The 22,965-nt window shown below is 43.1% G+C and carries 20 protein-coding genes; 6 read left to right on the forward strand and 14 right to left on the reverse strand.

The annotated features are described in order from the left end of the window. Window positions 1-174: 174 nt before the first annotated feature. Window positions 175-1,047, reverse strand: coding sequence for a DegV family protein (locus tag H8716_RS09070; RefSeq protein ID WP_249308299.1), 873 nt, complete (start codon window positions 1,045-1,047; stop codon window positions 175-177). 301 nt (window positions 1,048-1,348) lie between these two features. Between H8716_RS09070 and H8716_RS09075 the strand changes: the two genes are divergently transcribed. Further along, window positions 1,349-1,936, forward strand: a complete 588-nt coding sequence (locus H8716_RS09075; RefSeq protein WP_249308301.1) for a TetR family transcriptional regulator — start codon at window positions 1,349-1,351, stop codon at window positions 1,934-1,936. 350 nt (window positions 1,937-2,286) lie between these two features. On the opposite strand, the gene H8716_RS09080 is transcribed toward H8716_RS09075, so the two are convergent. From H8716_RS09080 to H8716_RS09100, 5 genes are all read right to left on the reverse strand, one after another. Beyond that, window positions 2,287-4,398, reverse strand: coding sequence for a glutamine synthetase III family protein (locus H8716_RS09080; protein WP_249308302.1), 2,112 nt, complete (start codon window positions 4,396-4,398; stop codon window positions 2,287-2,289). Window positions 4,399-4,620: 222 nt separating this feature from the next. Then, complete coding sequence (locus H8716_RS09085) at window positions 4,621-6,756, reverse strand: DUF5722 domain-containing protein (protein WP_249308303.1); 2,136 nt, start codon at window positions 6,754-6,756, stop codon at window positions 4,621-4,623. Between the two features lie 15 nt (window positions 6,757-6,771). Beyond that, window positions 6,772-7,659, reverse strand: coding sequence for a diacylglycerol/lipid kinase family protein (locus tag H8716_RS09090; RefSeq protein ID WP_249308306.1), 888 nt, complete (start codon window positions 7,657-7,659; stop codon window positions 6,772-6,774). Window positions 7,660-7,664: 5 nt separating this feature from the next. Next, a complete protein-coding gene (locus H8716_RS09095) occupies window positions 7,665-9,266 on the reverse strand; it encodes an MBL fold metallo-hydrolase RNA specificity domain-containing protein (RefSeq protein ID WP_249308308.1) in 1,602 nt (533 codons plus the stop codon). Between the two features lie 164 nt (window positions 9,267-9,430). After that, window positions 9,431-9,682 (reverse strand): hypothetical protein, encoded by a 252-nt coding sequence (locus H8716_RS09100; protein ID WP_249308310.1) that lies wholly within the window; start codon window positions 9,680-9,682, stop codon window positions 9,431-9,433. Window positions 9,683-9,802: 120 nt separating this feature from the next. Here H8716_RS09100 and H8716_RS09105 point away from each other — a divergent pair, with 120 nt between their 5' ends. Further along, window positions 9,803-10,879 carry an undecaprenyldiphospho-muramoylpentapeptide beta-N-acetylglucosaminyltransferase gene (locus tag H8716_RS09105; RefSeq protein WP_249308312.1) on the forward strand — a complete coding sequence of 359 codons (1,077 nt, stop codon included), beginning with the start codon at window positions 9,803-9,805 and terminating at the stop codon, window positions 10,877-10,879. A 98-nt stretch (window positions 10,880-10,977) separates the two neighbouring features. Here the strand turns inward: H8716_RS09105 and H8716_RS09110 are convergent, their stop codons facing one another. Beyond that, window positions 10,978-11,490, reverse strand: a complete 513-nt coding sequence (locus H8716_RS09110) for an RNA polymerase sigma factor (RefSeq protein ID WP_249308314.1) — start codon at window positions 11,488-11,490, stop codon at window positions 10,978-10,980. A 20-nt stretch (window positions 11,491-11,510) separates the two neighbouring features. Further along, window positions 11,511-11,921 carry an HIT family protein gene (locus tag H8716_RS09115; protein WP_249308316.1) on the reverse strand — a complete coding sequence of 137 codons (411 nt, stop codon included), beginning with the start codon at window positions 11,919-11,921 and terminating at the stop codon, window positions 11,511-11,513. Window positions 11,922-12,102: 181 nt separating this feature from the next. Between H8716_RS09115 and H8716_RS09120 the strand changes: the two genes are divergently transcribed. After that, window positions 12,103-12,804: a two-component system sensor histidine kinase NtrB gene (locus tag H8716_RS09120; RefSeq protein ID WP_249308318.1), complete on the forward strand. Its 702-nt coding sequence runs from the start codon at window positions 12,103-12,105 to the stop codon at window positions 12,802-12,804. 69 nt (window positions 12,805-12,873) lie between these two features. On the opposite strand, the gene H8716_RS09125 is transcribed toward H8716_RS09120, so the two are convergent. Then, window positions 12,874-13,515: a rhomboid family intramembrane serine protease gene (locus H8716_RS09125; protein ID WP_249308320.1), complete on the reverse strand. Its 642-nt coding sequence runs from the start codon at window positions 13,513-13,515 to the stop codon at window positions 12,874-12,876. A 232-nt stretch (window positions 13,516-13,747) separates the two neighbouring features. Here H8716_RS09125 and H8716_RS09130 point away from each other — a divergent pair, with 232 nt between their 5' ends. Next, window positions 13,748-13,918 (forward strand): DUF362 domain-containing protein, encoded by a 171-nt coding sequence (locus H8716_RS09130; protein ID WP_249308322.1) that lies wholly within the window; start codon window positions 13,748-13,750, stop codon window positions 13,916-13,918. Between the two features lie 71 nt (window positions 13,919-13,989). Here H8716_RS09130 and H8716_RS09135 read toward each other — a convergent pair whose 3' ends face one another. From H8716_RS09135 to chvE, 5 genes are all read right to left on the reverse strand, one after another. After that, window positions 13,990-14,628, reverse strand: coding sequence for a helix-turn-helix domain-containing protein (locus H8716_RS09135; RefSeq protein ID WP_249308324.1), 639 nt, complete (start codon window positions 14,626-14,628; stop codon window positions 13,990-13,992). 161 nt (window positions 14,629-14,789) lie between these two features. After that, on the reverse strand, window positions 14,790-16,412 hold the full coding sequence (gene ptsP, locus H8716_RS09140) for a phosphoenolpyruvate--protein phosphotransferase (RefSeq protein ID WP_249308326.1): 1,623 nt from the start codon (window positions 16,410-16,412) through the stop codon (window positions 14,790-14,792). Between the two features lie 173 nt (window positions 16,413-16,585). Beyond that, entirely contained in the window at window positions 16,586-17,761 is a 1,176-nt protein-coding gene (gene mmsB / locus H8716_RS09145) for a multiple monosaccharide ABC transporter permease (RefSeq protein ID WP_249308328.1), read from the reverse strand. 3 nt (window positions 17,762-17,764) lie between these two features. Continuing rightward, on the reverse strand, window positions 17,765-19,303 hold the full coding sequence (mmsA, locus tag H8716_RS09150; protein ID WP_249308329.1) for a multiple monosaccharide ABC transporter ATP-binding protein: 1,539 nt from the start codon (window positions 19,301-19,303) through the stop codon (window positions 17,765-17,767). 120 nt (window positions 19,304-19,423) lie between these two features. Beyond that, window positions 19,424-20,443, reverse strand: a complete 1,020-nt coding sequence (gene chvE, locus H8716_RS09155; RefSeq protein WP_249308464.1) for a multiple monosaccharide ABC transporter substrate-binding protein — start codon at window positions 20,441-20,443, stop codon at window positions 19,424-19,426. A gap of 619 nt (window positions 20,444-21,062) precedes the next feature. Between chvE and H8716_RS09160 the strand changes: the two genes are divergently transcribed. Both H8716_RS09160 and H8716_RS09165 read left to right on the forward strand, forming a co-directional pair. Continuing rightward, entirely contained in the window at window positions 21,063-21,857 is a 795-nt protein-coding gene (locus H8716_RS09160; protein ID WP_249308331.1) for a hypothetical protein, read from the forward strand. 79 nt (window positions 21,858-21,936) lie between these two features. Next, a complete protein-coding gene (locus H8716_RS09165; RefSeq protein ID WP_249308333.1) occupies window positions 21,937-22,965 on the forward strand; it encodes an ATP-binding protein in 1,029 nt (342 codons plus the stop codon).

Raw genomic sequence — 22,965 nt, forward strand, 5'->3', positions numbered from 1 at the left:
AAAATGTGGATAATGTGGATAACTTGGTGTATAACTGCACATTTAGTGGGTTTGTGGTTAATTTTTGTGTGGATATCAAAGTTTATAATAGAATGTGTATAAGTCGTAATTTTGTTAATTGTGTCATTTTTTTGTACAATTTGTCGAGTGACATAATTCCAGTTATGACAACTGTTATTTTTTTCCAAAAAAGATCACAGCTACCAGGCCAGGACCCGTATGGGATCCGATGATCGGGCACAGCATCATTTTAGTGATCTCCGCATTCGGATTTTCTTTTTTTATCATTTTTTCCATTTCATTTGCGTATTCTTCACAATCTCCGTGGACAATGTACACACGGTTGCCATAGGCATCATTTCTCTGTGTTTTATACTTATTCTCCAACGCTTTCAGTCCCATTTTCGGACCACGTTTTTTCTCAATGGTAATCAGCTTGCCTTCTGCGTCCACTTCCAGTATTGGCTTAATATTCAGCGCAGAGCCAATAATCGCTGTGGTTGCCGGGATTCTTCCGCCACGCTTCAGATACATCAGGTCATCTACCATGAACCACAGTGTCATATTCCCCTTATTGTCATTTAGCCATTTCGCATTTTCCTCAAGACTCATTCCATTTTTCTGATTCTGAACAGCACATTCTATCAGAAGGCCCATTCCACCGGTTGCGCATAAGGAATCCACCGGAAGTACTTTTGCCTCTCTATAAGTCTCTGCCAGTTCCTTTGCTGCCATGCAGACAGAATCAAAGGTCTTGGTCAGTCCGCTGGATAAAGACAGGTACAGAATCGATTTTCCTTCTTTTAAGACTGGTTCAAAGGTTTCCACATAAGTGTGTGGGGTAATCTGGCTGGTCTGCGTCACTTTACCCGCTCTCTGAGCATCGTAAAATTTTTTCAAAAATACTTCTTCTTCCAGATTTTCACAGAGACGTTCCTCGTCACCTACCATATACCGCATCGGCACAAAACGAATGTTTTCATTTTTCATAAACTCCGGATCAATATCCGCAGATGCATCTGTATAGATCAAATATTCTGTTGTCATAGGTTCCTCCCGAATTTGAGAACCAACGATTATGCTTTGTAAATTGCAACATTGCATTTCCATCGTCAGCTCTTAATTTTGTAACATGTGTTGCTTTTGTAATATATGTGGATTATAATAGGCGCATACTACAGATACAATGGTCAATGTACCCGCATCTGTTACTTTTGAAACATATTGCACAGTACTGTTACCCAAATTGGGAGTTGTTTACAAATATCGACACCGAATGCAGACCTGTTGTTACGGATTTACTCTGTGATTTGCAGCATGCTTTTCCATACATAGAAAGGAATTTTCCATGACATCTCAGCCAAAAGCAACCGACCGTCGTGTCTTAAGAACCAAAAAAAATATCCGTCAGACTTTTCTTCAGCTATTATCTGAAAAATCCCTGACACAGCTTACAGTAAAAGAACTGTCTGAACAGGCGGATATCAACCGCAAAACTTTTTATATGTATTATTCTAATATAGAAGAGATTCTGTCCGAACTGGAAGATGAACTGGTTCAAAAGTTAGTTCTGGTCTTTGAAAAAGAACTGTTTGACCGTGAGGTTTTTGATTCCTATTCTTTTTTCGAGAATCTAAATCTTGCCATTCATGGAGATATCGAACTGTATCGAACACTGAACCACGCAGACCTCCTGCCCCATCTGATCCTCCGGGCAAAAAATGCATTGATCGATGTCTTTTTCCGTAAATACAATATCCCGGCTGACTCAGACAGCGAACGCTACATTCTTTATGCAGAGTACGCAGCCTCCGGCATCCTGTCCATGTATACCAAATGGTTCAGCAATGATTTCCATATGTCTCTGGAAGAACTGACAAAGACTGCTGCTGAAATCACACTGTACGGATTCCAGCATCTGATTCCAGAAAATTAAAAATTCGGAGAAGCCATGTTTTTCCGACAGACTTCTCCACGTTTTATTACTTTCTGGTATTTTTTCTATCATATAGCTGTTTGACTCTTTCTATAGATGTAAGTTCCCCTCATCAAACCGTGCGTGAGTTTTTTTATCAGGGTTACTTTATCCACTCGCTTAGCCCCCTGTATTACTACAGCGCACCAAGTTTAACTACACGGCTCACTGGTGATTACCGTGACCGGACTTGCACCGTCAAGTGTGATCCAGCTTGCCGGACACACCACAGCGAAAAAGCACCTTGGACGAGGTGCTTTTCCTGATTTAAGGATATATGAACATTGTGTTACAATGAAGTAACCTTATCATTAGACCTCAAAAAGAAGGTCTCCATAAGATGGCATTGGCCATGCTTCTTTATCTACGATCATTTCCAGTTTATCTACAGGAGCACGAAGTGCTGCCATTGCCGGAACAATGCTGTCATGGAAGAATCTTGCCTGTTTTTCAATATCTTCGATGGTAGCAGCTTCTGCTGTCAGTTCTGTCAGTTTGCCAAGTGCTGCCTCGGTTTTTTCCAGAAGATCAGATGTCTGATTTAACAGTCCCACCTGTACGGTTGCTTTTGCACCGGCCGCTGTTACGGCATTGATTGTATCTGCCAGGTTCTTGGTATAGCCAATCACTGCAGGAATAATCTGCTTGCTGGCCACATCAATCATGGTCTTTGCTTCAATATTAATTGCTTTTGCATATGCTTCATACTGAATCTCTACGCGTGCTTCCAGTTCTACCTTGCTGTATACATGGAATTTCTCGAACATGGAAACTGTTTTTTCTGTAACCAGAGCAGGAATGGCATCTACCATAGATTTCAGGTTCGGCAGACCTCTTCTTTCTGCTTCTGCCACCCATTCATCAGAATAACCATTGCCGTTGAAGACAATTCTCTGATGTTCGGTTGCGTATTTCTTAATCAGATCATGTGCACACTGTTCAAAGTCTTCTGCTTTTTCCAGTTCATCGCAGGCTTCGCAGAACGCCTCTGCTACAATGGTGTTCAGCACGATATTCGGTGATGCAATAGAATCCTTGGAACCAACCATACGGAACTCGAATTTGTTTCCGGTAAATGCAAACGGTGAGGTTCTGTTACGGTCTGTAGCATCTTTGGAAAATACCGGAAGGGTCTTAACACCCGTATCCAGCTTATCACCTGTGATACTGTGTGTAGCGCTTCCTGTACTGATTAACTGTGCAACTACATCATCCAGCTGGTCTCCAAGGAAGATGGAAATAATTGCCGGAGGTGCCTCGTTAGCGCCCAGTCTGTGGTCATTTCCTACGTCTGCAGCCGCTTCACGGAGCAGATCTGCATGTTCATCCACTGCCTTTAAGATACAGGTCAGTACCAGCAGGAACTGAATGTTCTCATGTGGTGTTTTGCCCGGATCCAGAAGATTGATACCATCATCTGTAGTGATGGACCAGTTGTTATGTTTACCGGAACCATTGACACCATCGAATGGTTTTTCATGAAGCAGGCAGTGCAGACCATGTTCGCATGCTGTCTTTTTCAGAATCTTCATAACCAGCTGGTTCTGGTCTACTGCTACGTTGGCTTCCGAATAAATCGGAGCCAGTTCATGCTGTGCAGGAGCTACTTCGTTGTGCTGTGTCTTGGCGGTTACACCCAGCTTCCACAACTGCTCGTTTACATCTTTCATATAAGCAGCAATTCTCTGACGGATGGTACCGAAGTAATGGTCATCCATTTCCTGTCCTTTTGGAGGCATCGCACCAAATAAAGTACGTCCTGTAAAGATCAGGTCTTTTCTCTGTAAATATTTCTTCTTGTCAACCAGGAAGTATTCCTGTTCCGGTCCTACAGAAGGAGTTACTTTCTTGGATGTGGTATTTCCAAATAAACGAAGGAGTCTTAAGGACTGTTCGTTGATTGCCTGCATGGAGCGAAGCAGCGGAGTCTTCTTATCCAGTGCCTCTCCTGTGTAGGAGCAGAATGCTGTCGGGATACAGAGAATAGCTCCTGCGGCATCTTTTCTCACATAAGCCGGTGAAGTACAATCCCATGCTGTATAACCTCTTGCCATGAATGTGGCACGCAGACCACCTGATGGGAAGGATGATGCATCCGGTTCGCCCTGAATCAGTTCCTTGCCTGACAGCTCCATGAGAATGCTTCCGTCCTCTTTCGGAGCAGTAATGAAAGAATCGTGTTTTTCAGCAGTTACACCAGTCAGTGGCTGGAAAATATGAGTATAATGAGTTGCGCCTTTTTCCACTGCCCAGTTCTTCATAGCTTCTGCAACTACATCTGCTACAGAAAGATCCAGTGGTGTGCCCTCATCAATTGTCTTTTTTAATTCTTTGTACACCTTCTTCGGAAGACGTTCACGCATTACCTTGTCATTAAAGACGTCTTCTCCGAAGATCTTTGCTACGTTAAATGCCTCGCTCATAATTATCCTCCTCATCAATTGTTGAAAAAAAGGCGCTCCGCATATTTGCGGAACGCCTTCGTTCTCTAAAAATCTCATCTCTGTTTTTCAAGATACCCATACATTACTACGGTTGTTTTGAAAATGCAAGAGCTTTTTTGTGATTTGTTTATCAGAATATTTGTTGTTTTTAATTTATTTTTTGAATCATAGTATCTGTAATGCAATTCATGCTTCCGGTTTTTATTTGGCTGTTGCCGCCTGTTTCATCTCGGTAATCACAATTTTTGAACCATTCTTCCATCGTGTCTTGCTGTACGGTCTTACCCAGATCTGGATCTTATTCACAGATCCACGATAAGCCCATTTGGACAGATTCACGCTCACAGCTCTGGTTCCTCCTCCTTTTACCTTCGCTGAACTTTCGTACACACTGTTCCCATGGAAAAAGCGTATGCGCACATGGGCATATTTTTCCTTCATACCAGTGATGTTCAACTTACAGGTAAAATACTTTCTGGATGTAAAATTCAGTTTTGAAGAAAATCTCCAGTCCGCACCTACATACAGATTCGGATTAATAGAAGTATGCACCTTTACGGTCGTTTTTCTTCCGCTCTTCTTTACCGTTGCATTATAACCATTCTTCACCGAGTTTGTAATATTCTTTGGCTTGGTAACTGTCTTAAAGACTGTACCCTTTCCAGAGGTATAGCTTCCCATGGAAGAGAACTTCTTCCAGTTGAATCCCGGAATCACAGAACTCCAACTCTTGATGCCAATACTCTTTAGTGCAAACTGGGATACTTTCTGGGAGCCTGCAGAATCAATATATTTGAATACATTCCAGATCTGCTTCTTCTTATCTGCATACTCCAGATTGCCTTTTTTGTTGGTCCATACACCCAGGTACAATCCCTGAGATGTTTCCTGCTTGTGATCCACATGCCGGTTCATAATAAAAGCATCTACTTTGTCATTAAACTCTGTAATATAATAAGCATACGCCCATGCAGCCGCCTGAAGCGTCTCATTGGTCGTTCCGTAAGAGACGGATGTGAATCCCTGCTCAGACAATAGTATGCGCACATCTCTCCTGAAATGTGTGGACACATAATTCGTCAGGTAGCTCAGATTCTTCATCGTTACCTGTTTGGTACTGTCAGAATTCGTCACATTATCATTCCAGAAGTTCGGATCTGTCAATGGAGACGGATATGGATGGAATGCAAGATTCCAGTTAATGTCTCCCTCCTGCTTCAGACGTTTTGCAAATGCATCCAGTGTAGACTTGGATGTATAGCATTTTCCATGAGGCTGCAGGATATTCCACAAATGATCCAGAGAAATATAAACTCTTGCCTTGCTGTAAACACTGCGCAGTGCCATAGATACTACACGGAAGCTTCTGGTATAAGCATCAATATACTCATTAAATGATAGCTTACCAAGATAATTGTAATCATTATAATTATTGACCTCGTTACCAACAATCCAGTTCACAATCGTTCCATACTTGCCGTTACTATTCATGTAACGGTCTCCCAGAAAATGCATCAGTGCTTCCAGTGTCTCCAGACCTTCCTGATCCATGGTATTAATTCCATAGTAATTCTTGCCCGTATTACGTGCATTTGGCGGTACCAGAACTTTACCGCCCCCATACTGCCGAAGCAGAAGTATGCCAGATACAATCACATTGCTGCGTGCCAGTTCCCTGGTCTGCCGGTCTACCTCATTGCAGCCGGACTTCAGGAACCAGTACTGCCTGCCCTGATATGTATATGGATATGCAGAAGAAGAATTCTTCTGTCCACTGGTTGCAATAAAAGTGTCCAGACAAATGTTGACCGCCGCATGCTTGATCCCCAGATCTTCTGCATCCGAGATCATAGTAGGCTTAATATGCAGTCCCTTTTTGGACGCTGCTTTTGGGAAAGCCTTCCGCACAGACGCCAGACATTCCGGATTGGTAATGTACTGGAAATTGCTTACAATCTGATATTTATTGTTCTTCTTTACTGCAATGGCAAACTTCCGGTATAGAATACTGGATCTGCTTTTCAGATTCAAATTCACGCTGTAAGTTACCAGACTTTTCTGTGCTTTTGATCCTGCTACAATAGACTTCTTGCTCATCTGTTTTTCGTATGGAAACAAAGCCACCAGATAATATTTTCTGTCTGTTCCTGCAATCATAGCCGGTCCGGATGCTTTGACTTCTACTTTACCATGATTCGATGAACTGATCTTACAACTCTCTATTCTAACATTTCCTGCTGCCTGTGACTGTATTCTCATTCCCAGAATCAGACACAGGAATATTCCTGCTACTGCCAGGCATCTCCATACACTGACTCTCTTTTCCTCATAACTCACGTTCTCTTCCTCTCCTTATACCAGCAGTCTCAGCGCCTGTCTGTCATTCTTCACATCTACCACTTCATGATAACCGCCAAATTCTCCATCCTGAGTCCATGCAACCGGTACCTCTGAAATAAACTTCACAGCCCTGCTGCGGAACTGGTAAAAGTACTTGTTATTATCAGATTTTCCGGCAAGTACCGCCTGAATAATCTCATTCAGTTCCAGAATATTCTGTGGTGTCTTAATCAGCGTCACTTCAAATACCCCATCGTCCAGATGAACATGTTTGCCTGTGATGTTGCGGAATCCCCCAACAGAAGTAGAATTTGTCACCATACCGAAGATAAAATCTCCCTCTACCGTCATCTCTTCAGACTCCACCCTCATCGGATAAGTCTTAATATCTGTCAGCTTCTTGATGCCTTCCAGAATGTATGCCAGATGCCCAAGAACATTTTTCACATCCTGGCTGGTCTCATAGGATACATCGGTAAAGAGTCCGAATGCTGCAATATACACAAAATAATCGTCATTAAATCTTCCAATATCGCACGGGAATTCATTCCACGCTGCAATATGCTCTGCAGCCTTCGTCATGCTGGTAGGTATCTTCAGGCTGTGGGCAAAATCATTGGTGCTTCCACATGGAATATAGCCGATGGCACTGCGGTGCTCACACTCCATCACTCCACTGATGACTTCGTCCAGTGTCCCGTCTCCTCCGCTGCAGATAATCAGCTCATATTTTCCTTCCACCTCTTTTGCCTTGACTCTGGCATCCCCGGCAGACTGGGAAATATAAAGTGTCAGGTCAAAATCCGCTTTGATAAAAATATCTACAATATCCAGCAGTTTATTGCGGATTGATCCTTTTCCTGACTTCGGATTCACTATAAATAATACTTTTTTCTTCATGTTACTTATCGCTCCCATTTATCACATAATGCATCTATCTGATCAGCAAATTTTGCCAGATCTTTATTGGCTCCACCCTCATTGCGGTGGATCACTGCAAGCAGTCTCTGTCCTGCTGCCAACAGTCTGTCAAATACCGTATTCCTGCGGCTTCCTGCTGTGTATTCCTTCTTCGGTACCGGAATACCTGTGGTAGCCTTAATATACCGGTTCTCTGCCAGATCATAAATGGTTCCGCTGTACGGTGCCTCTGCATCCAGCCCAAGCTCTGCCCGGATCCGGCTTGCAAAAGCCACACAGGCATCATCATCTCCATGATTGACAAATACCTTCTCCGGCTTCTTCTGGAAAGATGCGATCCAGCGATACAGACCATCCTTATCTGCATGACCGCTGATACCGGTCAGTACACGGATCTCTGCCTTTACTTCAATATCTTCACCGAACAGTTTCACATGCTTCGCACCTTCTACAATGGCGCGGCCCAGTGTTCCGTTAGACTGGTATCCAACAAACAGAATGGTAGATTCCTTTCTCCACAGATTATGCTTCAGATGATGCTTGATACGTCCGGCATCACACATACCACTGGCAGAAATGATAACCTTCGGTTTCTCGTTAAAGTTGATCATCTTGGATTCATCTCCGGTAACTGCTGTCTTCAGTCCCGGGAAACCGATTGGATTGATACCTCGATTCACCAGATCAAGCGCATCTTCGTCAAAGTCTTCCATCTGCTCCATAAAAATACGGGTAGCCTCAATTGCCAACGGACTGTCCACGTATACCTCAAAATTATCGTGTCCGTGGATCAGCTTATCTTCCTTGATCTTACGGATAAAATACAGCATCTCCTGCGTTCTGCCCACTGCAAATGCCGGAATAACCACGTTACCGCCCCGGTCAAAGGTCTTCTGGATCACATCCGTCAGATCCTTAATATAGTCCGGTCTCGGTCCATGGCTGCGATTACCATAGGTCGACTCCATCACCACATAATCTGCATCCTGAATATACTGCGGATCCCGGATCAGTGGCTGATGTTCATTACCGATGTCACCGGAAAATACGATCTTTTTCTTCACGCCGTCTTCTTCTATCCAGACTTCAATAGAAGAGGATCCCAGGAGATGTCCCGCATCTACAAACCGAATCGTAATCCCTTCTGCAATCCGCTGTTCTTCCATGTAACGGCATCCTATAAAGCACTTCATGACTCCCTGTGCATCCTCTACGGTGTACATCGGTACATATTCTTCCCTGCCTGCACGTCTTCCCTTACGATTACGCCATTCTGCCTCGAACATCTGAATGTGTGCACTGTCTCGAAGCATGATATCACACAGCTTCTCCGTCGCTTCCGTGGCAAAAATCTGTCCACGAAAACCGTTCTTGTATAACAGAGGCAGCTTACCGGAATGGTCAATATGTGCATGTGTCAGTAATACCATATCCACTTCACCCGGTGCAATCGGCAGTTCTTCATTCACAAACGTATCAACACCCTGCTCCATACCACAGTCAATCAGAATCTTCTGTCCACACGCCTCCAGATACGTACAGCTTCCGGTTACTTCATGAGTGGCACCTAAAAATGTAAGCTTCATATGACTCCCTCCTTGCTCGTTCTGCGTCTCCTGCCGGGAAGAAAACCTCTGTTTTCGTTCCTGTTTTCCACCCTGCTGCTTTCTTTTCCAATAACGCAAAACGGGATATACTTTACATAAAGTATACCCCATTCTCTTTCAATTCGGTAGCCATTTTTGGGTATTTATAAACTTTTAATGATTACATTTTTTCTCCTCTCACTCAGAATCTTCTCCAACATATCGGGCGAAGGCTCCGCGCCTTCCAGTTCGGGATGTTCCTTCAACATAGCTTCTTCTTTATCGGCACTGTCCATGATCTCCTGGCGGATGTGCTCCGTCAGGCGCCGATCCTCTTCTGATTCCGGCGGCCAGTCTTTTCCCGAGAGAAACTTTTCGAAGAATTCCTCGTCCGACAGAATCTCTTCTCTTGTCATGCTCATAATCCTCATAATCTAAGTCCCTTCTTGACTTTTCCCCCATATAGTATATAAGATAAATATGCAGCAGATGGAACGATACCGTCTGCAAATAACTTCTCTATATGGAGGTTCGTCATGAAACGAATTATCTTAACCGGCGGTGGAACAGCCGGTCATGTTACACCTAATATTGCCCTGCTTCCCCGACTGAAGGAGCTGGGGTATGACATCCATTACATAGGATCTTACGAGGGGATTGAGAAAAAATTAATTGAAGAAATGCAGATCCCCTACTATGGCATTTCTTCCGGTAAGCTCAGACGCTACTTTGATTTAAAGAACTTCAGTGATCCGTTCAAAGTACTCAAGGGCTATGCCGAAGCTCGCAGATTAATGAAAAAGTTAAAACCGGATATTGTTTTTTCCAAGGGTGGTTTTGTCGCTGTTCCTGTCGTCATGGCAGCCAACCGTGCACACATCCCGGTCATCTGTCATGAATCTGACATGACGCCTGGACTTGCCAACAAGCTGACCGCTCCTTTTGCTACCAGAATCTGCTGCAATTTTCCGGAGACTGTCAAGTATCTTCCGGCAGAAAAAGCAGTGCTTACCGGGTCTCCAATCCGGCAGGAACTGAAAAGTGGCAATAAGGACGTAGCCCGTGTATTCTGTGGATTCACCTCTGATAAACCGGTACTTCTGATCATCGGTGGAAGTCTCGGTTCAGCTAATGTGAACGCTGCCATCCGTGGTATCCTTCCTCAGTTACTTCCTGATTTTCAGGTCATCCACCTGTGTGGAAAGGGAAAGCTGGATCCATCCTTAAATGGCACAGAAGGCTATGTACAGTTTGAATATATCAAAAAGGAGCTGGCAGATCTGTTTGCGCTCTCGGATATCGTAGTCTCCAGAGCCGGTGCAAATGCCATCTGCGAACTTCTGGAGCTGCGTAAGCCGGCACTGCTGATTCCGCTTGGATCCAATGCCAGCCGTGGTGACCAGATCCTGAATGCAGAATCTTTCCGCAGCCAGGGCTTCTGTGAAGTTCTGACGGAAGATGATCTCACACCGGACCGTCTTCTTTCCACGATCCACAGTCTCTACGACAACCGTGATACCTATATTCAGTCTATGGAAAAGAGTCAGCTCAGCAATGCGATCTCTTCCATCACAGATCTGATTGAATCCTGCGTAAACAAGTCACCAAAATAATATTTCTTGTTTACAGAACCTTATTTTTGTGTCGGTCATTGCGACCGACACTTTTTGTAACAGGCTCTGCCGGCTATATCTGGTATTATCTCTGTTTGTTACAGATCCCTATATTCTTCACCAAACAGCTTCTTCAGGTACTGTCTGCCACGATAGATCCGCGTACGCAGCAGATCTATGGAAATATTCAATTTTTCTGCCACGTCCTTTTCTGGCAGATTCAAGATACAGACCTGATACAGTGCCTCGTACCAGTCCTTGTTTTTCTGTTCCAGTTCATACAATATCTGACTCAGGAAATACTTTGCAGCAAATTCCTTTGCCGGATCTGCTTTATAACATTTTTCTTGACATGCCTCACTAATCTGCGCTTCATCCACGGAAAGCCTTTTCTTTCTTCTGTAATAATCAGTCAGCAGATTTTTAGATACAGATAACAGCCAGCCTTTCTCAAATCCCGGCTCTACTGTATGTAAATATTCAAAATACCTTAAAAAGGTCTGCTGACAGATATCATTTGCAAGCTCTTCATTCTGCGTCCGAACCAACACCGACCAGTATATCAGTCGCTGATACGCATGATATACCGTAAGGAAGGTATTGTCATTCATAAAAATGTTCCTCTTTCGTTTTATCTGCTGAATTTCTCTAACAGGTCCTTTCTGTCTGCATCTGACAGTGTGCCTGGTTTCCAAGTCACACCGATCTTATCGTGCTTCATTCGCGGAATCAGGTGGATATGGAAATGAAATACCGTCTGACCGGCTGCCTCATGATTATTCTGTACTACATTGATACCATCGCAGCCCAGAACAGATTCCATCTTAGCTGCCATCTTCTTTGCCAGAATAAATGCTTTGGCAACCAGTTCTTCCGGCATTGTGAGTATATCACTGTAATGTTCCTTTGGAAGAATCAGCATGTGTCCTTTTGCCGCAGGTCCCACATCCAGGATAATTTTAAATTCCTCGTCTTCATATACAACTGCGGATGGAATATCCCCAGCTAAAATTTTGCAAAAAATACAGTTCTTATCTGTCATTTTTCTCTTCCTCCTGCGTATATATTTATATAGTTATCTTTCTTTGATAACATATTACGGCGTAAAGTTCGGAAATGTCAACAGTAATATGTGTCTAAAACGTTGATTTTACAAGGTTTTTTTGGCGGCAGAATGAGATTTGAAGCCGTCTGTTTTCCATGCTTTTGAAGGAGGATCTGTTATGAATACAGCCGAAAAATATGAAGTTCTTTTATCTACGATTTCACATGAAATCCGTAACCCTGTCACATTGATCAACAGCTATCTACAGCTCATCTCTGCCGCACACCCGGAAGTAGGAAAGTTCGAATACTGGGACACTGTCGGAGAAGAGATGCAGCATCTGAAAGTTCTGCTGACAGAACTTTCCCACTTTAACAACAGCATGCGTATCCATCCTATATCTCTGGATATGAACACATGGCTCCCAGCCTATACCCTGCACGCCAGAGCATTACTGCATACTCTCTTCCATACTGGCGATGCATCGGTTCCTTTTTATGTAACTCTGGCACCTGACCTACCCGTTATCCCTGCAGATCCGGACAAGCTTCAGCAGGTACTGGATAATCTGATCCGCAATGCAGCAGAAGCCATTGCAGAAGGCTCCATCACTTCCAATACACCATTGGTGTCTGGTCAGATTACGCTCTCTGCAAAAGCGGATGAATCTGTTTTACTTCTCTCTGTGGCAGACAATGGCTGTGGTATAACTCCAGAACAGCTTCCTCATCTGTTTGAGCCATTTATCTCCTACAAAAGAACCGGATCCGGACTGGGACTTTCCATTGCAGAGCGTATTCTGCGCGCCCATCACGGAACTATTTCCGTACAAAGCGATGATTCCGGAACCAGATTTCTCATCTGCCTGCCGGTTCTGTAAAGACAGTATATAAAGGAACCGTAACATGGCTGTGACTTTAAAAAAGTCCGGCCCGTTACGGTTTCTTTGCTATCTCTTATATGTTATTTTTTTATTCTTTCTGTGACAGACGACAATGCAGATCAGAATTCCGCCTAAGAATCCTCCCAGATGCGCCATGTTATCTGTCCCTGTCTGTGTAAATCCCTGTATCAGTGAAAGCAGTGCCATAACAATCATTCTCCGCCTCAGTTCTTCCGGAACCCGGTCACGGTTACGCACGACCAGATAAAGCAATGCTCCTACTACTGCAAAAATAGCTCCGGATGCTCCCGCAGAAACTGCAAAATTCCCGGTCCTTTCTGCCACAACCATGGACAGTACATTTCCCATCAGTCCTCCTCCCAGATAAATGAGCAGGTATCGTACCTTTCCTGCCACTTTTTCCAGCATATCCCCCACAAAAATCAACAGCAGCATATTATAAAACAGGTGCTGTACTCCAAAATGAAGAAACATACAGGTGAACAGCCGATAATACTCTCCCTGCTGTGTTACCAGTGGTTCATACATGGCACCATGGCGTACCATGAACAGCGTGTCTGTGGTACTTCCCATAATCTCCAGCACGATAAATACCACAATATTTATCACTACCATCAGCAGGTTGCATTTTTCCCTGCTCCGTAAGAATTCCTGTATTTCCTGTAATGTGCCCTTGTTATTTTCCAAAGTCTGTCCTCCTCCTGTTTTGGATGAAATAATAAATAAAACTTTTCCGGTATTACCAAAAACAGTAGTTTGTTGCAACCTTTATTAGTCCTACCGATCTTACCGTTTCAAATAAAGTACAATCAAAACTCTTGTATTAATACTCTTTCTGTATTAGAATTAAAGCAGAAAAAAGCAGGAATGTCCAGTTCCTGTGAAAATTTAATCAAAATGTACAAGGAGGATTTTTATTATGGCATACGTAATTTCTGACGAATGTGTAAGCTGCGGAACATGTGCAGAAGCATGTCCTGCTGAAGCTATCAGCGAAGGTGATGGAAAATATGTAATCGACGCAGATGCATGTCTGGAATGTGGAACATGTGAAGCAGAATGCCCAACAGGTGCTATCTCTGCTGAATAATCTGACTGTTTACAGATCCATATAAGAATGTAAAAGAGTTCCGAATTTTCGGAACTCTTTTTTATTACTTTCTACTTCTGCTTTCCGTATTTTCGCAGCCGTCCTAGCCAGCCGCTCTCTTTTGCAGCCGCGACCATCTGTCGGTTCTGATGCTGTCTTATGGACTCGTCCAGTTTGCGGTAACGCTCTTCTTCACGCTGTTCCTGCATATGCACCAGATAATCCATCTCCCTGGAAAATGTCACCTCAATATGCTTCTCCAGCGTCTCATTATTCTCCTTCACTACGCGTTCCACAATGCCTTCCACCAGGTTCTCAAAATGTTTTAATTTCTCTGTGTTCTCCTGCAAAACCTGTAATTCCTGCGTGTTCTCCTGCCCTGATGCAGTGTCTTTTCCTGTATCTTTTACCGATTCTGTATCCGGGTTTTCTTCCTGTACCGAATCCGGCCGGGCATCTCCTGCCTGATGCAGTGTCTCATACTTTTCCAGTCCCTTTAGAATTGTCTTGATTGCTTTTAACTGAAGTCCTTTTTCCTTGAGATCTTTCACCTTCTGAAATGTCTCAATATTTTCCCGGGTGTAGTATCGGTGTCCCAGCTCAGTTCTGCCAATAGGAAGTTCCAGTTCCTCTTCCCAATAACGAAGAACATGCGCCTCCACTTTTACGATTCTGGCTGCATCTGAGATCAGATATTTCTGTTCCTCCACCCTGCTTCCCTCCATATTCTGCTTTTGCGCCGCTTACGCATAATTACCGTTTTCCTCCGGTTCCCTTAAATTATAACATAACCGACCTTTTATCTGGTAAAAAACTCATCGCAAAATTTGGCAGGAATATATATAATCTGTGTTTGTATCAACATTTTCCGCTATAATATCACGGTCTCCGAGATCGCCAGTCTTGTCATATCTACTCTTGACCTGCTCACGCTGACAATCCGCAGTCCATTTCGTATCAGATGCTTCAAATATTCCGGTTCACCGCCTGCTTCTCCACAGACACTGACCTCTACGCCATATTCATTACAAACCTGTATCACATGTTGTATTACACGCATGACTGCAGGCTGCCACGGGCTGAGCAGATGGTCCAGTTCCACATTTTCCCGGTCTGCCGCCATCAGATACTGTGCCAGATCATTGGAACCGATGCTGACAAAATCTATTTCTTTTACAAACTGGTCTACACAAATAGCTGCTGCCGGTGTCTCGATTGTGATTCCAAGCCGGATATCCGGATGCACTTCACAACCATCCGCTTTCACACGGCTACATACTCGCTTCCAGATTTCTCTGGCCTGCTGCACCTCTTCCACTGTATCCACCATAGGAAACATCATGGAAAATGCCCGCCCCCTGGCCGACCTCAGAAGTGCTTCCATCTGAGTCTCCAGCACCTCTGGCTTCTTCAGAGTAAGTCTGATACCACGTACCCCAAGAAATGGATTTTCCTCTTTATTCGCAGCCAGATAAGGTACACGTTTGTCGCCTCCCACATCCAGGGTACGTACGATCAGCGTTTTCCCATCCAGAAGATCAAATACTTTCTCATATTCTTCCTGTTGTTCCCGGATATCCGGCATTTCTTTGCGCTCAAAGAACAGGTATTCCGTGCGGTACAGTCCCACCCCCTGCAAAGCAGAAAGATCCAGATTCTTCAAATCTGACGGACCGCTGATGTTCACTCTCAGTTGAATCTCCGTACCGTCTGCCGTTACATTTTTACCGGTCGGCAGATTTTTCAGTACCTCTTCCCGTTCCACTTTCTTCCGGAATTTCTTTTTCCATATAGCCAGAATATGCTGATCCTTCGGTGCGATACGTCCCCGCTCCCGCAGTTCGATCATCGCTATTTCTCCTGTATTTCCATCCACAAACAGTTCATCCCCGTCATGAATCTCTTCGATCTCTTTTAATCCTGTCACGGCCGGAATATTCAAGGATCTTGCCATAATCATAGCATGGGAAAAACGACCTCCCTGCCTGACTACCAGACCGCCCAGATGCTCTACATCAATCATGGCAAAATCAATGGCCGTCACTTCCTCTGCCACCAGAATATAATTCCGTTCTCCTACATCCTGAAAAGTCGTTTTTTTACCATTCAACATATCCAGATGCATCTTCTTTAGTCCCCGGATATCTTCTGCTCTCTGACGCATATATTCATTCGTCATTCCGTCAAATACCTGTGCCAGATCTTCAAATCCTTCCTCAATGGCCTGTTCCAGCTCCCTGCCCTGTTCCAGACGCTGATTTACGCCTTTATACAGCTTGGGATCCAGCAGTAGCATCTGATATGCCGTAAACACCTCTGCCTGAGCCTCTCCCATTTTTTCTTTTGTACTTTCGTATAGTTCCGCAGTTCTTTTGATACAGGACTCCTTCACCTGCTCCAACGATGTCAGTCTCTTAGTCTGAACTTTCTGCATCCTGACTGCCCGGCCGACGATCAGTCCATCTGACACTCCAATACCATTCCAGTTTTTCATTTTATACACTCTCCGCAAATCGGCCTGACTGGTCAGACCGTTTCATGTGTTTATCATACTACAAAACTGTTTCGTAAACAAGAATCATTCCCGGGAATTATTTCGACAAAAAACTGCCCGGCCTTTTTCAAGGCCGAACAGTTTTTCAGGAATATTTTTGTATTTAGAACTTATTATTCACTTCTCTTCTTAGATACTACGTCGAAGATAACGGCTGCCAGAAGTACCAGACCTTTTACTACTTTCTGCATATTCTGGTCAGTTCCCATGATAGACATACCCTGGTTGATGATACCCATCAGTGTTGCACCGATGATAACTCCAGGTACTGTACCGGTTCCACCGTAAGCAGATGCACCACCGATGAAGCAGGATCCGATGGCATCCATTTCGTAGTTCTGACCATATGTAGGCTGCGCACTGGTCAGACGTGCGATGGTCAGCATACCTGCCAGAGCAGACAGAAGACCCATGTTAGTGTAAGCCAGGAAGTAAACTCTTTCGGTATTGATACCGGAAAGTTTCGTTGCTTTTTCGTTACCACCTACTGCGTAGAAGTAACGTCCAATCGTTGTCTTACTTGTGATGTAGCCGTAGATCAATACTACGATCAGCACCCATACCAATGAAGTCGGGATACCTTTGTATTTTGCCAGCTTATAAGTAATAAACAGGATGACTGCACATATCAGGATCATTTTAATATACATTGCAGCAACATTACCCGTTTCATAACCTTTTTTCTTACGGTTCAGATAACCTTTCATTGTTACCACTACGAAGATTACACATGCAACAACACCAACTACCAGAGCAAGACGGTTCATTCCTTCTCCTCCGCCCAGAATATCCGGCACGTAACAGTTTGCGCCACCACCGAACAGAACAACGAATGCCTGATTCTTAATTGGAAGTGTCTGACCGCCAAGAACTACGTTTGATAAACCACGGAATACAAACATACCGGACAGTGTGGTAATGAATGGAGGTACATGTACGTATGCGATCCATACAGCCTGCCATGCACCGATGACTGCACCAAGTAATAACATCAAAATCACTGCAATCGGCATTGGCATACCCATTTTTTCCATGAAGACGCCGCCTACAGCACCCACAAAACATACAACGGATCCAACAGAAAGATCGATGTTACCTCCTGTTAAGATACAGAGCAGCATACCGGTTGCCAGTACGTATACATATGCGTTCTGTGAAATCAGGTTTGTGATGTTCTGAGGAAACAGGATCTTACCCTGTGTACCCCAGGTAAAAAACAGTGTTACCAAAACTAACACGATGATCATTGAATATTTTTGTATTCCTTCTCTTAACTTTGCCTTATCCATCGTTTACTCTCCTTTACTAGAACTCAGTATACAGGACATGATCTTCTCCTGAGAAGCTTCTTCCTGTGACAGCTCCCCAACGATTCGTCCTTCATTCATGACATAAATTCTGTCTGACATACCAAGGACTTCCGGAAGTTCTGAGGAAATCATGATAACAGATTTTCCTGCCGCAACCAGATCGTTGATGATGCAGTAAATTTCATATTTTGCACCTACGTCAATACCACGGGTAGGTTCATCCAGAATCAGTACATCCGGATCTGCAAACATCCATTTTGCCAGAAGCACCTTCTGCTGATTACCACCACTTAAGTTACCAACATTCTGCTCTACGGTAGGACATTTTGTTTTCAGCTTTTCTTTGTACTCTACTGCAACTGCATATTCTTTGTCTTTATCAATGACAATACCATTGCTTACGCCTGCCATATTGGCAAGTGTGGTATTGGTTTTGATCGGATTGCTGAGGATCAGGCCATCACCTTTACGGTCCTCGGTAACGTATGCCAGTTTATGTGCAATGGCATCTCTGGAAGACTTCAGATGTACTTCTTTTCCATTCAGGAGAAGCGTTCCGCTGATATTGCTTCCGTAGCTGCGTCCGAATACACTCTTGGCCAGCTCAGTACGACCGGCACCCATCAGTCCGGAGATACCAACTACTTCGCCTTTATGCACCTTGATGGATACGTTATCTACTACTTTTCGTTCTGTATAGATTGGATGGTATACGGTCCAGTTCTTAACTTCCATGCTGACATCACTGATCTGCACTCCGTGACGCTTCGGGAAACGGTCTGCGATTTCACGACCAACCATACCTTTAATAATACGGTCTTCTGAAAAATCATCCACGCCCTTTGTCAGAGTCTCGATAGTAGAACCATCTCGAATAACTGTAATCTTGTCTGCTACATAAGATACTTCATTCAGCTTATGTGAGATAATAATACAGGTCATTCCGTCTTTTTTAAATTTCAGAAGCAGATCCAGAAGTGCCTTGGAATCTGATTCGTTCAATGAAGATGTCGGCTCATCCAGAATCAGCAGTTTTGCATTTTTAGCCAATGCTTTTGCGATCTCAACCAGCTGCTGTTTACCGGTACCGATATCTTTAATTAATGTTCTGGAAGACTCGGATAATCCGACTTCCTTCATATATTTTTCTGCCTGACCATATGTCTCATCCCAGTCAATGGCAGCTTTCTTTCCACGTTCATTTCCGAGGAACATGTTTTCACCAATGGACATATATGGCACAAGTGCCAGTTCCTGATGAATAATTACAATTCCCTTTTCTTCACTCTGTTTAATATCATGGAATTTACATACTTCCCCGTTATAGATAATATCTCCCTCGTAGGATCCATATGGATACACACCGGAGAGTACATTCATCAATGTAGATTTACCAGCTCCATTTTCACCAACCAGAGCATGGATTTCCCCCTCTTCTACCTGAAGATTTACGTTATCGAGGGCCTTTACACCGGGGAAAGTTTTGGTGATATTTTTCATTTCCAACAGTATCTTAGCCAAAATTTGTTCCCTCCTAAAAATATAATTCTGTCTGTAAAACCAGAAGCTCCTCTTTCAGAATAAACAGGCGGGCTGTTTACCCGCCTGTATGAAAATCATTCCGTCATTTACTGACTCTTCTTACTGGATCTGATCCTCTGTGTAGTATCCGGAATCGATCAGCATTTCTTTGTAGTTATCAATTGTTACAGCAACTGGCTCGCAAAGGTAAGATGGGATGATACCTGTTCCGTTGTCGTATGTTTCTGTATCGTTTACAGGAACTTCTTCGCCGGAGATGATTGCATCTACCATTTCAACTACCTGAGAAGCAAGTGCACGTGTATCTTTGAATACGGACATAGCCTGTTTGCCAGCTACGATGTTAGCTACGTTAGCGATATCGCAGTCCTGACCGGTGATGATTGGATATTCACCTGTGTAGTTAGCTGCCAGAGCGTTTTCTACACCAAGTGCTGTAGAGTCATTAGAAGCAAGTACTGCATCCAGGTTTGTTCCATCTGCATAGTTGGAAGACAGAATGTTTTCGAATCTGGACTGTGCAGCGTCTGTTGCCCAGTTTGCTGTAGCAACTTCTTCTTTTGCAATCTGTCCGGAAGGAACTACCAGTTTACCCGCATCAATGTATGGCTGAAGAACATCCATAGCACCGCCATAGAAGAAGTTTACGTTGTTGTCACCTGGGTCACCAGTGATGATTTCCAGATTGAATGGTCCATCAGCGTTTTCCAGATCCAGAGCATCTACCAGGTATTCACCCTGTGTCTTACCTACTAAGTAGTTATCGAATGTTGCATAGTAGGAAATAGCATCTGTATTCATGATCAGACGGTCATATGCGATTACAGGAATGTTAGCTTCTTTTGCCTGTGCAAGTACTGTTCCAAGGGAATCACCATCGATAGAAGCAACTACAAGGAGCTGGTCTCCGTTAGCGATCATATTTTCAATCTGAGAAGCCTGTGTAGCGGAATCATTTCCAGCGTACTGAAGGTCTACTTCGTAGCCTTTTGCTTCCAGTTCTGCTTTCATGTTAGAACCATCCTGATTCCATCTCTGAAGATCCTGTGTAGGCATTGCAACACCGATCTTTTCGCCTTCTGCATTTGCCATTGTTCCCATAGCAGCTACAGCAAGCATAGCAGTTAAAACAACTAATCTCTTTTTCATTTTTCCAATCCTCCCGATTTAGGAATTCGGTAACTGCTCTTCACAGTTGCCATCCGTTTTTTGATGATCTAAATATATCACAGATACTTCTGGACTAACTTGTCAGTTTCTTTAAATTCTTGACAATTCTTTTTTCCGACAAAAAAGGCTAGCACAATATTGTCACTAAAATTGTGCTAGTCCAGACAGGTACTGCTATATATTCAAGAATGCCTCGGCATTCTTGCTACGAGATGCGCGTCATGCAATGCATGACATACTTCTTCTGCGCATCTCTGCAATCCTGCCGAAGGCTATATCAGATGGGAGATTGACTCCCACCACTGATACGGATTTGTTGCTCACCACCTACAGAGGTGGGAGTCATTTCACATCTGATATATACAAAAACACACTTTCATCCTGTTATAGCAAATTTTGACATATCTGCTATGACAATATTAGGATTTTCTTATTTTTTTGAAAAAACATTGCCAGTACGGATTGTTTTGTAGTAATCTTTATCCGTTCAGAATTATCAGAAACCTGCAGATCGGCGCTCTGCAGCATCACTGATTCTTGAATTCTATTTAAACTCGAGGTGATTTATATGTATCTTACGGATTATATTCGACATTATCTTTCTTTTCCGGGACTTCTGTTCTTTTTACTGGTGTCTCTGGCTGTTGTGATTCTGATTCACGTTATACTGCTGATCGCAGCCAAAAACAAAGCGATGCACTATCGTCAGTCCGACCGTGTCTTTGCCATGACTGACCTGTTTAACCGTTATACTGAACGTTATTATGAACTGATGCTTTCCGCCAGCTCTACCCTGTTCTTCACCGGGATCTTCTTCCTGATTGACTTTGATTACTTCAGTGCCTCTGCAAGAACCTGGGCTTTCTGGGAGAATTACCGTGATTTTATCCTGCTGTCTTTTATTATTGTCAGCATTATCCTGATCAGCATCGTGGATCACTTTTTTATTCCGCTTCGTATTATCGAAAAAGAGGAAAAAAGCACCCTGCGTATGGCCGGCATGCTGTATATGCTGATCATTTTCGCTTATATTAAATTCATCTATCTGGATGATAATTATGATGCAATCCTGTTTTATTTTATTACCATGATCATTGGAAGATTTGTCTACTTTGATGCATCCTTTAAAGATTTTTGTATCTCCATGAAAGAACTGGTCAGTCAGTTTCCAATCCTGCTTCTGGTGCTGCTGTCCACAGCACTTCTGGCACTGTATGGATTCAAAAGTGGCTATCTGCTGACATCCAACGGCGTGGTAGTCAGCATGTTCCTGGCACACTTCTTTGTAATCTTTGAAATCTTTCTGATCACAAGAGTGCAGCTGCCGCAGAAAATTGCAGAACGAATCGCAGGGAAATTATAGGCTCATGCCGTTGACAGAAACAGTAAAGGACAGTAAAATATAGTTATAACAGTAAAGAACAGTAAAAGAGGTGTGAACTATGCAAAATCCATTTACGCTCACTTTTGGCAAAAGTCCTTTAGAATCTATCGAACGTCCTTTACAAATAAATGAAATTATAAATGCCTTTACTGCCGAACCAGTGAATCAGCAAATCTTTCTTCTTACAGGTATCAGAGGCTCTGGAAAAACAGTTATGATGACTGATATTTCCCACAAATTAAATGAACGGAATGATTGGATTGTAATTGAACTGAATCCTTCTACCGATTTATTGAATGGAATGCTATCCAAATTATATAGTAACCAATTCTGTTCCGGTTTGATAGAATCTGCCAGAATAAATTTATCCTTTTTTGGATTTGGCATAGAAGTAGAAGGCACTCATCAGATAACAGACACAGAGACCGCAATTATTGCGATATTAGAACGAGTGAAAAAAGCAGGAAAACGCGTTTTAATCACTATTGATGAAGTAACTAATAATGAATACATGCAGATCTTTGCTGCATCATTTCAGATTTTTGTCCGCCAGGATTTACCAGTTTTTTTTCTGGGAACCGGATTATATGAAAATGTTGAAGAATTGCAGAATGAGAAAAACCTTACTTTTTTATACCGGGCACCAAAAGTATCATTAAAACCTCTGAATAATCGTGCTATCATTTATAAGTATCAGACTATTTTTCATATAAACGAAAATCAAGCATCTGAAATGGCCCGTCTTACAATGGGGTATCCATTCGCATTTCAGGTACTTGGTTATCTGACCTGGAATCAAAATGGTGATTACAAATCAATCATTCCACAGTATGAACAATATTTAAGTGAATTTGTATATGATAAGCTCTGGTCTGAATTATCTGCAAAAGATAAAATCGTTGCCAGAGGAATTGCTCAGATAAAAAGTGGAAAAATCAGCGAGATTCGTGAATTCCTGCACATGGAAACAAATGAATTTAATCCTTATCGAAAGCGTCTGATCCGAAAAGGTCTGATCGATGGCGAAACACGAGGATATGTTAAATTTACACTGCCATTTTTTGAAGAGTATGTTCTAGAAAATTGA

Source organism: Jingyaoa shaoxingensis (assembly GCF_014385005.1).
GTDB classification, from domain to species: domain Bacteria; phylum Bacillota; class Clostridia; order Lachnospirales; family Lachnospiraceae; genus Marvinbryantia; species Marvinbryantia shaoxingensis.

Bases quoted from the DNA above. Each gene is read 5' to 3' on its own strand.
- H8716_RS09090 (WP_249308306.1), bottom strand. From the start codon at position 7,659: ATGAAGAAAAAAGTATTATTTATAGTGAATCCGAAGTCAGGAAAAGGA.
- mmsB (WP_249308328.1), bottom strand. From the start codon at position 17,761: ATGGATAAGGCAAAGTTAAGAGAAGGAATACAAAAATATTCAATGATC.
- H8716_RS09115 (WP_249308316.1), bottom strand. From the start codon at position 11,921: ATGACAGATAAGAACTGTATTTTTTGCAAAATTTTAGCTGGGGATATT.
- H8716_RS09160 (WP_249308331.1), top strand. From the start codon at position 21,063: ATGTATCTTACGGATTATATTCGACATTATCTTTCTTTTCCGGGACTT.
- H8716_RS09075 (WP_249308301.1), top strand. From the start codon at position 1,349: ATGACATCTCAGCCAAAAGCAACCGACCGTCGTGTCTTAAGAACCAAA.
- H8716_RS09105 (WP_249308312.1), top strand. From the start codon at position 9,803: ATGAAACGAATTATCTTAACCGGCGGTGGAACAGCCGGTCATGTTACA.
- H8716_RS09070 (WP_249308299.1), bottom strand. From the start codon at position 1,047: ATGACAACAGAATATTTGATCTATACAGATGCATCTGCGGATATTGAT.
- H8716_RS09120 (WP_249308318.1), top strand. From the start codon at position 12,103: ATGAATACAGCCGAAAAATATGAAGTTCTTTTATCTACGATTTCACAT.
- H8716_RS09130 (WP_249308322.1), top strand. From the start codon at position 13,748: ATGGCATACGTAATTTCTGACGAATGTGTAAGCTGCGGAACATGTGCA.
- H8716_RS09080 (WP_249308302.1), bottom strand. From the start codon at position 4,398: ATGAGCGAGGCATTTAACGTAGCAAAGATCTTCGGAGAAGACGTCTTT.
- H8716_RS09110 (WP_249308314.1), bottom strand. From the start codon at position 11,490: ATGAATGACAATACCTTCCTTACGGTATATCATGCGTATCAGCGACTG.
- chvE (WP_249308464.1), bottom strand. From the start codon at position 20,443: ATGCTTGCTGTAGCTGCTATGGGAACAATGGCAAATGCAGAAGGCGAA.
- H8716_RS09100 (WP_249308310.1), bottom strand. From the start codon at position 9,682: ATGACAAGAGAAGAGATTCTGTCGGACGAGGAATTCTTCGAAAAGTTT.
- ptsP (WP_249308326.1), bottom strand. From the start codon at position 16,412: ATGAAAAACTGGAATGGTATTGGAGTGTCAGATGGACTGATCGTCGGC.
- H8716_RS09095 (WP_249308308.1), bottom strand. From the start codon at position 9,266: ATGAAGCTTACATTTTTAGGTGCCACTCATGAAGTAACCGGAAGCTGT.
- H8716_RS09165 (WP_249308333.1), top strand. From the start codon at position 21,937: ATGCAAAATCCATTTACGCTCACTTTTGGCAAAAGTCCTTTAGAATCT.